The 15129-nt window shown below is 57.8% G+C and carries 8 protein-coding genes and 1 pseudogene; 8 read left to right on the plus strand and 1 reads right to left on the minus strand.

Annotated features, from left to right (window positions below; translation table 11 throughout):
* Positions 1-82 precede the first annotated feature (82 nt).
* Genes recC through recD form a run of 3 tightly spaced genes read left to right on the plus strand, consistent with a single transcriptional unit; the run spans position 83 to position 9317 of the window.
* Positions 83-3532: an exodeoxyribonuclease V subunit gamma gene (gene recC / locus RS887_RS13060; protein ID WP_322615695.1), complete on the plus strand. Its 3450-nt coding sequence runs from the start codon at positions 83-85 to the stop codon at positions 3530-3532.
* Complete coding sequence (recB, locus tag RS887_RS13065; RefSeq protein ID WP_322615696.1) at positions 3532-7221, plus strand: exodeoxyribonuclease V subunit beta; 3690 nt, start codon at positions 3532-3534, stop codon at positions 7219-7221. Before recC ends, recB begins: the two co-directional genes overlap by 1 nt.
* Complete coding sequence (recD, locus tag RS887_RS13070; RefSeq protein WP_322615697.1) at positions 7218-9317, plus strand: exodeoxyribonuclease V subunit alpha; 2100 nt, start codon at positions 7218-7220, stop codon at positions 9315-9317. Before recB ends, recD begins: the two co-directional genes overlap by 4 nt.
* A 20-nt stretch (positions 9318-9337) precedes the next feature.
* Here the strand turns inward: recD and RS887_RS13075 are convergent.
* Positions 9338-9484 (minus strand): annotated as a pseudogene (locus RS887_RS13075) (LysR family transcriptional regulator); the annotation flags it as partial.
* A 34-nt stretch (positions 9485-9518) separates the two neighbouring features.
* On the opposite strand from RS887_RS13075, the gene RS887_RS13080 reads away from it, so the two are divergent.
* The 5 genes from RS887_RS13080 to RS887_RS13100 all read left to right on the plus strand — a co-directional run bounded on the left by RS887_RS13080 (position 9519) and on the right by RS887_RS13100 (position 14441).
* Entirely contained in the window at positions 9519-10874 is a 1356-nt protein-coding gene (locus RS887_RS13080; protein WP_322615698.1) for a tyrosine-type recombinase/integrase, read from the plus strand.
* A gap of 626 nt (positions 10875-11500) precedes the next feature.
* The gene (locus RS887_RS13085) at positions 11501-11824 is read left to right on the plus strand and encodes a hypothetical protein (RefSeq protein ID WP_322615699.1); all 324 of its coding nucleotides are present in this window, start codon (positions 11501-11503) and stop codon (positions 11822-11824) included.
* A gap of 185 nt (positions 11825-12009) precedes the next feature.
* A complete protein-coding gene (locus RS887_RS13090) occupies positions 12010-12243 on the plus strand; it encodes a hypothetical protein (protein WP_322615700.1) in 234 nt (77 codons plus the stop codon).
* A gap of 332 nt (positions 12244-12575) precedes the next feature.
* Positions 12576-13667 carry an IS630 family transposase gene (locus RS887_RS13095; RefSeq protein ID WP_322615701.1) on the plus strand — a complete coding sequence of 364 codons (1092 nt, stop codon included), beginning with the start codon at positions 12576-12578 and terminating at the stop codon, positions 13665-13667.
* A gap of 21 nt (positions 13668-13688) precedes the next feature.
* Positions 13689-14441: a hypothetical protein gene (locus tag RS887_RS13100; protein ID WP_322615702.1), complete on the plus strand. Its 753-nt coding sequence runs from the start codon at positions 13689-13691 to the stop codon at positions 14439-14441.
* The last annotated feature ends 688 nt before the right edge of the window (positions 14442-15129 follow it).

Consider the following 15129-nt stretch of genomic DNA (forward strand, 5'->3'; position numbering starts at 1 on the left):
TACCGGACAGGTCCACACTGTCACAGTCTCCCGACAATGCTAAGGTTCGCCCCTGGCGTTTGTATTTTCCAAGGAAGCCTTTATGCCGGACGCGACGTCCCTCAGTGCTGGTTTTATGGTGGTTCATGGCAATCGCCTGGACGAGTTGCGCAGCCTGGTGGTCAGCTGGATGCGGCGCTACCCGCTGGCTCCCCTGGAGAATGAAATTGCCTTGGTGCAAAGCAATGGCATTGCCCAATGGCTGAAGCTGGCACTGGCGGAAGATTCTGAGGATGACGACATGGGTGGTTGCGGAATCGCCGCCGCCATCGACGTGCAGTTGCCCGGTAGTTTCATGTGGCAGCTCTATCGCATGGTCCTTGGCCGCGATGAGATTCCGGCTAAGTCCCTGCTGGATAAAGCCCCGCTGACCTGGCGATTGATGCGCCTGCTGCCGCAGCTGATCAACCAACCGCACTTCGAGCCACTGCAGCGTTTCCTGATCCATGACAACGATCTGCGCAAACGTTATCAATTGGCCGAGCGTCTGGCGGATCTGTTCGACCAGTACCAGGTCTATCGGGCTGACTGGCTCGAAGACTGGGCAGAAGGCCGCCACCAAACAAGAAGCGCCAGGGGCGAAGCCAAACCCCTGACTCCGGCCAATTGCTGGCAGGCAGAGTTATGGCGCGCACTCTTGCTGGATGTGGGGGAAGAAGGCATGGCGCAAAGCCGTGCCGGTGTCCATCAGCGATTTGTCGAGCGCATCAATAACCTCGAAACAGCCCCCAAGGGTTTACCCTCGCGAGTGATCGTTTTCGGGATTTCTTCCCTGCCTGCCCAAGCCCTGGAAGCATTGGCAGGATTGGCACGTTTCAGCCAGGTCCTGCTGTGCGTACACAACCCCTGTCGTCACCATTGGGCGGACATCGTCGCCGATAAAGACCTGTTACGGCATCAATACAAGCGTCAAGCCCGCAAAAGCGGGATGCCGGTAGTGATCGATCCGCAAACCCTGCACCAGCATGCGCACCCGCTGCTGGCTGCCTGGGGCAAGCAGGGGCGGGACTATATCAACCTGCTCGACAGTCACGACGATCCCAACAGCTATCGCTCGGCATTTCGCGACGGGCGCATCGACCTGTTCAGTGACGGTCAGCCGCTGAATGTGCTCAACCAGTTGCAGGATGACATCCTCGAGTTGCGTCCCCTCAACGAGACCCGCGAGCGTTGGTCGGCGATCGATCTGCAGAAGGACGAATCGATCCGTTTTCACATAGCCCATAGTGCCCAGCGAGAAGTCGAGATCCTTCACGATCAGTTGCTCGCGCGCTTCAGCGCCGACCCGCAATTGCGGCCCCGGGACATCATCGTGATGGTCCCGGACATCGACAGCTACGCCCCGCACATTCGTGCCGTGTTCGGTCAGCTTGACCGCCAGGATCCGCGTTTCATTCCGTTTACCCTGGCGGACCAGGGCCAGCGTGGTCGCGACCCGCTGCTGATTGCCGTCGAGCACCTGCTCAAGCTGCCTGACAGCCGATTCCCCGTCAGTGAGATTCTCGATCTGCTGGACGTCCCCGCGCTGCGCGCTCGCTTTGGTGTCGAGGAACGTGACCTGCCAACGCTGCACCGCTGGATCGAAGGTGCCGGCATTCGCTGGGGCATGAATGCCGAGCAACGTGCCGGGCTCGGGCTGCCGAGTGAGCTGGAGCAAAACAGCTGGCGTTTCGGCTTGCGCCGGATGTTGCTCGGTTATGCCGTTGGCAGCGCCGATGCTTATGAGGGTATCGAGCCCTACGACGAAATCGGTGGTCTGGACGCCGCGCTAATCGGCCCGCTGGTTGCGCTGCTGGACGCGCTGGAAGTGGCTCACCACGAACTCTCTCAACCTGCACCGCCGCGGCAATGGGGCTTGCGCTTGCAGGCGTTGGTGCAGTTGTTCTTCCTGGCCAGTAATGAACACGATGACTACTTGCTGGCTCAGCTCGAAGAGCTGCGTGAGACCTGGCTCGAGACCTGCGAGTCCGTCGGGTTGCAGGACACGTTGCCGCTGACTGTCGTCCGTGAAGCCTGGCTTGCAGGTCTGGACCAGGGCCGTTTGTCTCAACGCTTCCTGGCCGGTGCGGTCAACTTCTGCACCTTGATGCCGATGCGCGCTATCCCCTTCAAGCTGGTTTGCCTGCTGGGCATGAATGACGGTGATTATCCGCGTGCGCAACCGCCGCTGGATTTCGATCTGATGGGCAGTGATTACCGTCCAGGCGATCGCTCCCGGCGCGAAGATGACCGCTACCTGCTACTGGAAGCCTTGTTGTCGGCACGGGACCAGCTCTACATCAGTTGGGTGGGCCGAAGCATCCGCGACAACAGTGAGCGGCCTGCTTCGGTACTGATCGGCCAGTTGCGTGACCATTTGGCCAGCGGTTGGCGATTGGCGCAAAGCGACAAGGACCTGATTGAAGGCATGACCCGGGAACACCCGTTGCAACCCTTCAGTGCTCGCTACTTTCACGAAGGGGATGACTCGTTCAGCTACGCCACCGAATGGCAGGTCCTTCATCAGGCGACAGAGCAACAGACAAGCGCCGAAATGCTCGAGGCTCACGTTCAGGACGAACCACTGAGTCTCGGTCAACTGCAGGATTTCCTGCGCAATCCGGTACGGCACTTTTTCAGCCAGCGACTGAAGGTCTTCTTCGAGGCAGCAGAAGTGCCGTTGGCTGATGAAGAGCCTTTTGTCCTGGACGCATTGCAGCGCTACAGCCTCAGCGACCTTTTGCTCGAAGCAGGGCTGGCAGATCCGGGAAATGCCGGGCAGGCACTGGAAGATCAGGCGAAGCGCCTGCAAAACAGCGGGTTGCTGCCCATGGCCGGATTCGGTGAGTGCCTGCAACGTGAATTGATCGAGCCATTACCTGACTTGCTGCAACGCCACCAGCAGCTCCTGGCTTTGTGGCCAACGCCGCTGGGCAGCGCGTTGCCCGTCACTCTTGAACTGCAAGGCCTGCACATTGAGGGTTGGCTCAGCGGCCTGCATCGGCGCGCTGATGGTGGTTTGCTGTCCATCACTACGATCCCCAACAGTATCGGCTCGATCAAGTCGCGCAAATGGCATCGCCTGACACGCCCATGGGTCAATCATCTGATCGCTTGTGCCAGTGGAATGGCGCTGACCACTGCACTGGTGGCCAGCGACGACAGCCTGTTGCTCGCTCCGCTGGACAGGGCCACCGCGCAGGAAACTCTCGGCGACCTGTTGTTGGCCTGGCGGTCGGGTATGCGCCAGCCTCTGCCGATCGCGGTCAAGACCGCCTTCGCCTGGCTGGGGCAAACCGACCCGGTCAAGGCCGAGGCCGCTGCGCGCAAAGCCTATGAAGGCGACGGGCAGACGACGGACGGAGAGCGACGCGAAAGCCCGGCACTGGCACGCCAATTCGCCGATTACGCTGCCTTGACCGCCGATGAGACGTTCCCCCAATGGTGTGATGCGCTTTATCGCCCGCTTCTTGAAGCCCCTTGGCGTTCACTGTCCAGCGAGGAGTCGCGCTGATGAGCACGAAAACACCTCTGGCCCTGGCATTCCCGCTGCGTGGCAGCCAACTGATCGAAGCCAGCGCCGGTACCGGCAAGACGTTCACCATTTCCGCGCTGTACTTGCGCCTGGTCCTTGGCCATGGTGACGAGGGCTCGGGGTTCGGGCGAGAGTTGCTGCCGCCGCAAATCCTTGTCGTGACCTTCACCGATGCCGCGACCAAAGAGTTGCGCGAACGCATTCGTACGCGGCTCGCCGAGGCCGCACGATTTTTCCGCGATGAAACACCTGCCCCCGACAGCCTGATTGCCGAGTTGCGTGATCAGTACTTGCCCGAACTATGGCCCGGGTGCGCAAACCGCCTGGATATCGCCGCCCAGTGGATGGACGAGGCGGCGGTGTCGACTATCCACAGTTGGTGCCAGCGCATGTTGCGCGAGCACGCATTCGACAGCGGCAGTCTGTTTACCCAGACCCTGGAAACCGACCACAGCGACTTGCTGGGGGAAGTCCTGCGTGATTACTGGCGGCTGTTCTGTTATCCGATGCAAGGTGACGCGCTGAATTGGGTACGCAGCAATTGGGGCGGGCCGGCGGCGTTGCTGCCGCGGATTCGTGCGCTGTTCGCCAGCGAGCGGGATACGCTGCAAGGGAAAGAGCCCGCCGAGGTGATTTCGCAATGCCTGCAAGAGCGACGGGTTGCCCTGATCGAACTCAAGCAGCCCTGGCTGCAGTGGGCGGACGAGTTGCTTGCCATCTGTCACCAGGGCGTTGCCAGCAAGGCTGTCGACGGTCGCAAGATGCAGGCCCGCTATTTCGAGCCCTGGTTCGAAAAGATCAAGGCCTGGGCCGAAGACGAATCCCTTGAACAACTGGATATCGGCACCGGTTTCACGCGCCTGACCCCTGATGGCATGGCCGAAGCCTGGAAGGGCGAAACCCCTCGACATCCGGGGCTCGATGCGATGGCCGGCCTCAAGGCCAGGCTCGATGGGCTGCCAACTCCCGATGCCGCCGTACTGCAGCACGCCGCCCGCTGGGTCGGGGCACGATTCGAGGAAGAGAAACGCCGCCGTGCGGAAATGGGCTTCGACGACATGTTGCTGCGCCTCGATGCGGCCTTGCAGTCCGATGGCGGTGAGCGACTGGCAACCCTGATTCGCGAACAGTTTCCGGTCGCACTGATCGATGAGTTCCAGGATACCGACCCGGTGCAATACCGGATCTTCGAAAGCATCTACCGGATTGAAGAGAACAGCCCAGAGTGCGGTCTGTTTCTGATCGGCGACCCGAAACAGGCGATCTACGCTTTTCGCGGCGCCGACATCCATACCTACCTGCGCGCCCGGCAGGCCACCACCGGCCGCCTGCACACCCTGGGCACCAATTTTCGCTCCAGCCATGGCATGGTCAACGCGGTGAACCATGTGTTCGAGCGTGCCGAAGCCCGGGAGTCAGGGCGCGGGGCTTTCCTCTTCCGGGAGAAGAATGGCGACAACCCGGTTCCGTTCACGCCGGTTGCCTCCCAGGGCCGCAAAGAAGTCCTGCGCATAAACGATCAGGCAGTCCCTGCCTTGAACATCTGGCACCTGGCGGCCGAACAACCGTTGTCCGGTGCGGTGTACCGGCAACATCTGGCGGCTGCCTGCGCCAGTGAGATCACCGCGTTACTCAATGGCGGACAACAGGAGCAGACGGGGTTCACCCAGGACGGCAAAGCCTTCAGAGGCCTGCTGCCGGCGGACATCGCCATCCTGGTACGCGATGGCAAGGAAGCCCAAGCGGTTCGTGCCGAATTGGCCGCCCGGGGCGTGCGCAGTGTTTACCTGTCGGACAAGGACTCGGTGTTCGCCGCTCAAGAAGCCCATGACGTGCTGACCTGGCTCAAGGCCTGCGCCGAGCCGGATGTCGAGCGACCGCTGCGGGCTGCGTTGGCCAGCATCACGTTGAACCTTTCGTTGACTGAGCTGGAGCGGCTGAACCAGGACGAGTTGGCCTGGGAATCCCGGGTCATGCAGTTCCGTGGCTATCGCGAAGTCTGGCGCAAGCAGGGCGTATTGCCGATGCTGCGGCGTTTGCTGCACGACTTCCGTCTGCCCCAGGCGCTGATTGCACGCAGTGACGGCGAGCGGGTGTTGACGAATCTGTTGCACCTGTCCGAACTGCTGCAACAGGCGGCCGCGGAACTCGATGGCGAGCAAGCACTGATCCGGCATTTGTCCGAGCATCTGGCGTTGTCCGGGCAGGCTGGCGAAGAGCAGATCCTGCGTCTGGAAAGTGACGAGCAATTGGTCAAGGTCGTGACCATTCACAAGTCCAAAGGCCTTGAATACCCGTTGGTGTTCCTGCCGTTCATTTGCTCGGCGAAACCGGTGGATGGCAGCCGCCTGCCGCTGCACTACCACGATGAATCAGGCCATGCCCAGGTCACGTTGAAGCCGACGGCAGAGTTGATTGCCCTGGCTGACGATGAGCGTCTGGCCGAGGACCTGCGCTTGCTCTATGTCGCCCTGACCCGGGCGCAACACGCCTGCTGGCTGGGGGTGGCTGACCTCAAGCGCGGCAACAACAATGGCTCGGTGCTGCATCTGTCGGCATTGGGCTATCTGTTGGGTGGCGGTGCGCCATTGGCCGAGTCCCCGGCGTTGCAACTTTGGTTGCGGGACCTGCAACAGGACTGCCCGGCGCTGGCCTATGCCCGGATGCCTGAAGCGACTGCCGAGCAATACCAGCCACCGCAAAACGACGCGGCGCTGCTGATGCCGCTGATCCCGAAACGCAAGGCCAGCGAAAACTGGTGGATCGCTTCCTACAGTGCATTACGCATTGGCGACACCCTGAGCGTCGGCACGGACGAGGCGCCGGAGAGCCCGCAGGCGCAAAAACTGTTCGATGACGAACGTCTCGACCCGCAGGCCCCCAGAGAAGTGGTGGCCGGTGGTGCCGATATCCATCGCTTCCCGCGCGGCCAGAACCCCGGCACCTTCCTCCATGGTTTGCTCGAATGGGCGGGGAGCGAGTCTTTTGCTGCGGCGCCACAAGAAGTGAACGACGCCATTGCCCGTCGCTGCAATCGTCGAGGCTGGGAGGGCTGGATCACCACGCTCAGTGACTGGCTGCAGCATCTGCTCAAGTCACCGCTGGAACTGGGCGCCGGTCAGGCCCCGGTGATATTCGGGCAGTTGATGCAGTACCAGGTCGAGATGGAATTCTGGTTCGCCAGTCATAAGGTCGACGTGCTCAAGCTCGACGCGCTGGTGTGCCAATACACCCATAACGGCGTGGCCCGGGTGGCGGCCGAACCGGTGTTGCTCAACGGCATGTTCAAGGGTTTCATCGACCTGACGTTCGAGCACAACGGCCGTTACTACGTTGCCGACTACAAATCCAACTGGCTTGGCGCCGATGATGCGGCCTACACCCAGCAGGCCATGGAACAGTCGATTCTCGACAACCGTTATGACCTGCAATACGTGTTGTACCTGTTGGCCCTGCATCGCCAGCTCAAGGTGCGTCTTGTCGATTACGACTACGACCGGCATGTCGGCGGTGCGTTGTACCTGTTTTTGCGCGGTACGCGTGCGGCCAGCCAGGGCGTGTTTTTTGCCCGTCCGCCAAGAGAACTGATCGAGCGTCTGGACAGGCTGTTCCAGGGCAAGCCGGAACCCAAGGCCGAGCCCGCCTGGGAACAGGGAGTACTGTTATGAATCGCACATTCGCCGATTTGTTGCCCACATCGCTGGCAGCCGAAAGCCTGGCCGAACTGGCGCCGTTGAGTCGTGCCGACGACCTGCTGCTGTTGCTCACGCGTTGGGTCGAACGTGGCTGGTTGCGAGCACTGGACAAAGCCTTTGTGGCGTTTCTGCATGAACTGGCTCCGGATGATGATCCGCTGGTGTTGCTGGCCGCCGCGCTGACCAGCCACCAATTGGGCCACGGGCATGTCTGCCTTGACCTGTTCGAGACACTGAAAGAACCTGACTTCGCCCTGTCATTGCCACCCGAAGGTGACGTGCACGGCGGTGCAATGCTGTTGCCGTCGCAATTGCTGGGCTCGCTGGACGGGGCCCATTGGTGCAAGGTACTGGCCGCCAGTAACCTGGTTGCACTGGCTGTCGACAGTCGTGACCACGTGCGCGAACGACCTTTGGTGTTATCGGGCAAACGCTTGTACCTGCGCCGCTATTGGGCCTATGAGCGACGGATCGACCTCTCGTTGCGCGAGCGTCTGGCGGAACGCGAATCCACGCCGAGCGACTTGCTCCAGCGCCTCACCGGATTATTTGGTCCTGCCCGGTCCGGTGAGGTGATCGACTGGCAGAAGCTTGCCTGCGCACTGGCGACCCGCAGCGCCTTCAGCATCGTGACGGGAGGGCCGGGAACCGGCAAGACCACGACCGTCGTGCGTTTGCTGGCATTGCTCCAGGCGCCAGCGGTCGAGGCCGGCAAGCCCCTGCGCATCCGCCTCGCCGCCCCGACCGGTAAGGCCGCGGCGCGTCTGACAGAATCCATCAGTCAGCAAGTGCGGACCTTGAAGGTCACGCAAGACATACGAGACAAGATTCCGTCCGACGTCACCACCGTTCACCGTCTGCTCGGCAGCCGGCCGGGGACTCGTCACTTTCGCCACCACGCCGGCAATCGCCTGCCGCTGGATGTGTTGGTGGTGGACGAGGCCTCGATGATCGACCTGGAAATGATGGCCAATCTGCTTGACGCACTGCCTGCCCATGCGCGCCTCGTGCTGTTGGGTGACAAGGATCAGCTGGCTTCGGTCGAAGCCGGTGCGGTACTGGGGGATCTGTGTCGCGACGCCGAGGCCGGCTGGTACAGCCCGCAGACGCGCCAGTGGCTGGAAGCCGTCAGCGGCGAAAGTCTGCAGGCCAGCGGATTGCAGGAAGACACGCAGGGCGCTCATCCATTGGCCCAACAGGTCGTGATGCTGCGCCATTCCCGGCGATTCGGGGAGGGCAGCGGTATTGGTCAACTGGCTCGTTGGGTCAACCAGCAGCAACCCGATGAAGCACGCAGGTTGTTGTCTGCGCGCAGCCATGACGATGTGTATTCCCTGTTCCTCAAGGGGGAGCAGGACCGGGCCCTGGAACGCCTGCTTCTCGACGGCCATGGTGAGGGTCCGCAGGGTTATCGACATTACCTGAGCGTGCTGCGCAGTCAGCGGCCGCCACTCGACAGCCCGCTACAGGGGGCGCGCTGGATTGATTGGGCGCGACAAGTGTTGCAGGCCTTCGACGCGTTCCAGTTGTTATGTGCCGTGCGCAAGGGACCGTGGGGTGTGGAGGGCTTGAACCAGCGAGTGACGGACGCCTTGCTCAGGGCACGCCTGATCGACAGTGACCAGCAGTGGTACGAAGGTCGCCCCGTACTGATGACCCGCAATGATTACGGGCTGGGTTTGATGAATGGCGATATCGGCATCGCCCTCAAGCTCCCGGAGCAGGAGGGCCATGAAACCGGGAGGCAGGTTCTGCGAGTGGCGTTCCCGCGAAATGATGGCCAGGGTGGTGTGCGTTTTGTCCTGCCCAGCCGCCTGAATGATGTCGAAACCGTATACGCCATGACCGTGCATAAATCCCAGGGCTCGGAGTTCGCGCATACCGCGTTGATTCTGCCTGACGCCTTGAATCCGGTACTCACCAAGGAACTGATCTACACCGGAATTACCCGGGCCAAGGACTGGTTCACCTTGATCGAATCGCGTGCGGGCGTGTTTGAAGAGGCGGTGAAACGCCGGGTCAAACGCTTGAGCGGGCTGATGCTGGAGCTCAAGGAGGGCCGCGACTGACAGCGCTTGCAGCGAGCCCGTCAGTCGCCAAACAGCATCTCCCGGCTTTCGCCCATCAGCAGACCCTGATTGCGCTCGGTCACCTCGCGGATGTAATCCCACAACAGGGTAATCCGCTTGAGCTTGCGCAGGTCTTCGCGGCAGTACATCCAGAGTTTCAAGGAAATCAGGTTAACCCAATGAATACAGGGGCTAACCGTCATGAACACTCTTGAAGCTCGATCTGCTGTATCAAGCAGCGTTACAAGTTTTACGTTTCCCGTGAGGCCGACGACAAGACTCGCTAAGCCATATCACTACCGACGCAACGGTATTTACTACATGCGTCTCAGGGCTACAGGTAGCACCACTGAGCTCGCTTCGGTTTCCCTGAAGACCAACAACAGAAGGGAGGCGATGGATGCCGCAGATCAGCTTACGGGGTTCGTTAGGGCCTTTCATTTGGAGAACCCAGACGCCCCTTGGAGCACGCTGAAGGAGCATTTCCGTGTTGTCTCGTCTGAGCTGTTTGAGTCTGGACGTGATGGCGAAATTACTCAGGTGTGGGGCGGATTGCATGATAGCCGCTCTGGCTTTGTGGGCGGCTCTACACGACTCATGAAGTCTGTAGCGGACGTCCCGGTGTCTCTATCTGTATTGGCCCCAGCGATGGCCTTTGAGACTCTCTCGGGTCTCTACTTGGCTGACCGTGGGCAGGACCAGAAGGCATCGACCCTTAAGGAAACCAAGATTTGCCACGGGACTATCTCTGCTGCTCTTGGAGAGTTGGACATGCGGACGCACTCGCGGGCTGACCTCGTGGCTTTGCGTGATCGTCTTGCAGATGGTCGCATGCCCTCAACGGTCAATAAGCTGATCGTGAAGCTCTCGGCTGTCCTTGCATGGTCAGTTGAAAACGGTCACATATCCAAGTCTTACGACAAGAAACTGAAGCTCACGAAGGGCACTGAATCGAGCCGTAAGGCGTTCACTCAGGATCAGGTAGGCAAGCTGGTGGCTTACTCTAATACGCTGCCAGAGACCTCATGGAAGCGTTGGCTATTGAGCCTAGGGGCCATCACAGGCGGGCGTCTGAATGAAATCTCACAGTTGACGGTAAGTGATGTACAGACCCTTGCGTCAGATATCACAGCCATTCATATAAACGAAGCAGGCGAAGGCAAGTCAATCAAGAACAAGCGTAGTGAACGAATGGTGCCGTTGACTGACGGTGCCTATGGGTTCGACCTCGCAGCGTTCTTGAGGTACGTCGAAGCGTGCAAGCTCAGTGGATCGGATTCATTAGCCCAGATTGGCTACAAGACAGCGGGGGAGTGGGCGAACCAACAGGCAATCCCTGTGGCCCTTGGTGACTCATTCGGTCCCGGCTTGGTATTCCATTCATTGCGGCACTCATTGGCGTCCTTGATGCAAGCCAAGGGCGTTCCTACGGCTTACGCACAGGCTGTGATGGGGCATGCATCGGGCACAATTACTTTTGATGTCTACGGCTCAGGAGTGCCCGTTGAGACCATCGCGAGGATGCTTGGGGAATTGTTCGTTGGCGGTGGTCAGTGACTGTGTTGTTGGTGGCTATTGGCGGCCCCGAAAACTCGTTAGAAACTATCGATAAACCCGAGCATAACTTGCATTGGATTCTTCATGCTCTGAGCACAAACTGTCGTTCCACCCAGTGTTTACGGGCTTACATGGATGCTTGGACTAAGCAGGAGACGCTCTCCCTCGCCGGAAACCGGTTTTGTGCTTATTGAAGTTATTGGAGGTGTGTGGGGATGGGAGTGCTTAGATGCCAAAGTGCGTTTCAGAGTTATCATTCAGCGTCAACTAATCCTTGACAGAAAGTGCCAAGCTGCGTAGAATGACCAAATCAGACAAACATGCCGAACACGTCCCGCACCCATACAGTGCCAGATGATCGGTATTGTGCTGTCTATATATTGGCTAACCATCACTGACGGTCAAAGCAGCACCGAGAGACTAATGATGAATCAGCCACAAATGATCCAACTCAGTAAAGAGGCCAAGCACCGACGCTAACAGAGTTCACTACTTCTTTGAAGATAGAACAATGACGACGATGCCGACCTTGAGTCGGTTTTTTTTGTGCCTGAGTTTTGGCAAACCAATCAGGCACAACCCGAGAGGACCATGCCAATTTAATGAACTGAACAAGGAGAAATAAAATGCAAAAATTCAACATCGCTGCATCCGAAGTAAACACCACCGCCGATCTGATCGCCTATTTCCGTGCTGATGGTAAGCACGATATCGCCGATAATCTCCTGATTCAAAGTGGCTCATTGGCACTCCGCTCTGATCAAAGTTATCACCACTCAGACAAGCCCCCTACCGTCTTTGAGATGGAAAAAGAGCTGGTATTCATTCGGCAGCATATGATCGCGTTAAAGACCTTCCCCGAGAAGGTCACACCAGAACGCTCAGATGCCGTTATTCGAGCTCTTTATGATCTGGCCCACGACGCCTTGGAACATAGGGTCGGCGGCTAACAATTAGCCTATCGACTTTAGTTTTCGAGTCGTACAGGCTCGCTTGAAGTAAACCTTAGAACGCTGATCAGCCTAGCGAGTACTCCGCTGGGCGTGATTCTTCTTACTCCGGCAATAACGCCAACGGCACAACCAATACTTAGAGGTGAACGCCAACCCAAAACAACATAGGAGAAATATAAAAAATGTCGAACTACATCGTCATACATAAAGAATCGAATCTGATCATCAAGGTGGTCTCCTCAAGCATCAAGCTGAGAGAAACTGCAAAGTATCGAGCAATACGAGTGTCCGATGCCATTTTGGCCAAGTACGACAAACGGGCCGGAATGCGATCCAGAAACGGCACTTTGGTAGACGCTGGAGAGCTGGCGAGCGTCAGCCCTGCGTTTCTTGAACTACTACAGGCTCGCAGCTGAGTCGCATTCGTTAGTCGAAACTCATGTGAAAGAATCTACCCCATAACTACCCTATGGGTTAGGTGTTTTCACATGGTTTCTAACCAATGAATACGGGGGTGTAATTGCCGAAATCAGGCGAAGCACACCCTCCTACAATACCTGCAACACCAACTGGCAGCTACCGAGGCAACGCCTATGAAGAAATGAACTTGAACAGGAGAATTACCCATGAGCAATACGCAACAAGAAGAACGAGCTGTCGAGCTACGCCTAGTGTCTCGAGCGGCTAGTTCATTTACTAACGTGTAAAGATATACTGTGTGCCCCCTCGCCCCGAGATGGTTCCACGCATGCCTCGACCAATTGCTCCTTTTGCACTGCAAGCCGCCGACGTCATTACGCTTCAAGGTTGGTTGCGCATGAGTACGCTGGAGCAAAGCCTCGGCCAGCGGGCGCGGATACTCCTTTTACTCGCTGAAGGGGTGACGCCCATGGCCATCTGTGGGCAGTTACAGATCACTTCACCGACGGTGTTCAAGTGGCGAAAGCGCTACCTTGAGTCCGGCATCGAGGGCCTGAGCGACCTGCCGCGTAGCGGTCAGCCCCTGAAGCTGGGTGCTGAGAAAGTCAAAGAAATCCTGACCCTGACAACTCAGCGGGTTCCCAAGGAAGCAACGCATTGGAGCGTTCGGTTGATGGCCAAATACGCGCGCGTTACCACCTGGCAAGTTCGACAAATCTGGGCTGCGTCCGATCTCAAACCGCACCGGCTGAAGACATTCAAGATCAGCAATGATCCGCACTTCGCCGAAAAGGTCATTGATGTGGTCGGGCTCTATCTGAGCCCTCCGGACAACGCCATGGTGCTCTCGGTTGACGAGAAAACCCAGATCCAGGCGCTGGACCGTACTCAGCCGATGCTGCAACTTCGGCCCGGGCAGATCGAGCGGCGAACCCATGATTACAAGCGCCATGGCACGGCAAGCCTGTACGCCGCGTTTGACATCATGACGGGTGAAGTTATGGGCCGGATCACCCAGCGGCACCGGGCCAAAGAGTTCTTGGATTTTCTGCGACAGATTGACAGCAACACGCCTGCCGAGCTGGATCTCCATGTGATTCTGGACAACAGTTCGACCCATAAAACCGCTGCGATCAAGGCCTGGCTGGAAAAACATCCGCGCTTCAAGTTGCACTTCACACCGACCAGCGCGTCTTGGCTGAACGCAGTGGAAGGCTGGTTTTCGCAGTTGGAGAGACGGGCGTTGTATCGAGGTGTCTTCTCCAGCGTTACTGACCTGAAAGCTGCGATCCGCCAATTCATAACGGCTCACAACGAGCATTCGGCCAAGCCGTTCAAATGGAACAAGACGGCAGAGGCCATCATCAGCTCGGTACATATGGCAAAGCTGAGCGCGATGAAAAATAAGCTAATGAATTAAGCGATCGGGACACTAGCAGGAATGTCCTACGCCAACATCGTGAAAGCGACCGGACTACCAGAACGTAAAGTGAAGGCGCTGACCAAAGGAATCGTGAAGGTATCACCAATCAATACCCCGCTCGCCAAGGCAGTGGAGCGCGTGTACACGCTGGCTCAAAGACCACACGGCATCCGTGACTACGAGCTACGCGACATCATGCATGAGGAATACGGATCGAAGTGGGACACCAAAAATGGCAAGTACATCAGCAGCTACAGCCAGAACGACATCAAGTACGTGAAAGAGAAGGTGCGCATCCGGGCAGCACAGGATGACTGCAATGTCCTGTTCACACCTGACTGGATCGACGAAGTAGCACCGACTGCGGGGCGCGAATTCCTGGAAGCTGCTGCTAACGACTTGATGACAAGGTTTCATGCGTACAAGCACCAGTACATGGAACTTCACGCCACACGCTGGAGAGAAGACAGCGAAGAGGCCGACCTTGCCCAACGCAAGCAGATGTACGCCGTGGAGCAGCACCTGTTCAAATTGGCAGTCAAAGGCTTTGGGAATGAACCTTTGGAAAGATTGTTGGAACGCTCACTTGTCCTGACCGACTTGCTTGAGGGCACGCCAGACGCACTCATTGCCAATGTTAAAGGTGGTGACGGTGATGACTGGTATGGCGAGAAGTTGGATTACTACCCAGAACCTAGAGGCACAAACCCGTTCCTAGACTTCGTTGAGTCTCAAGGCTGGCTGAAGGAAGTGGAAGACCGGTTTATCTGATGCCCAATCTCAAATGTCCGGGAATTCCCACCATATATAAGGACCGGACATCGGACACCTTGAAGCGTGAAGCTTCAGGTTGAATTACGCTCGGATATAGAAGGTGAAACATTCGCACGCTGAACATGGATACCATCCAGTCGTACCGACTGAAGGTTGATACACTTGGAATGTTATGGGGGATAATAATTGATGAAATCAATCCCCCAAAAAGAAAGTGGTTATACTCCGTGACGTTGCCGTCACAAGGCTACCTTTGTCATCCTGACAGGATGGTTCTGCACGGATCAAGAACGTCAGTTCTTAGGGTAGGTATTATCTGTTTTGTTTTTATCTGGGTAACTCTCCCAGTGTATTCCCGTGAACGTCGTTCACAGTGAGAGTCATCCCCGGCTTACAGCCGAATGTTTACACGGACAGCAGGATGCGGAATGTGATCTATTCCAAGTGTTCTCAATAAAAACTAACAAACAACCCAACTTTAAAAAAGGAGTAGCCCTGACAAGCAGGCTTGTCGGTCGTAAGCCCTCACAAGAACGTCAGTTCTTAAGGTAGTGGTTGTTATGTAGGTTGGTATTATGGACTTTTCACTTTGAGGTTATCAGCTTGGCATAGCCCGGAGGTTATCCCTTCTGAACGTCCGTTCAGGGCTGTTCTCCCTGTAAGGTGCGAGAGCCCAATAACCACA

The organism is Pseudomonas sp. BIC9C, from assembly GCF_034541995.1.
In the GTDB taxonomy this organism is placed as follows: domain Bacteria; phylum Pseudomonadota; class Gammaproteobacteria; order Pseudomonadales; family Pseudomonadaceae; genus Aquipseudomonas; species Aquipseudomonas fluorescens_CC.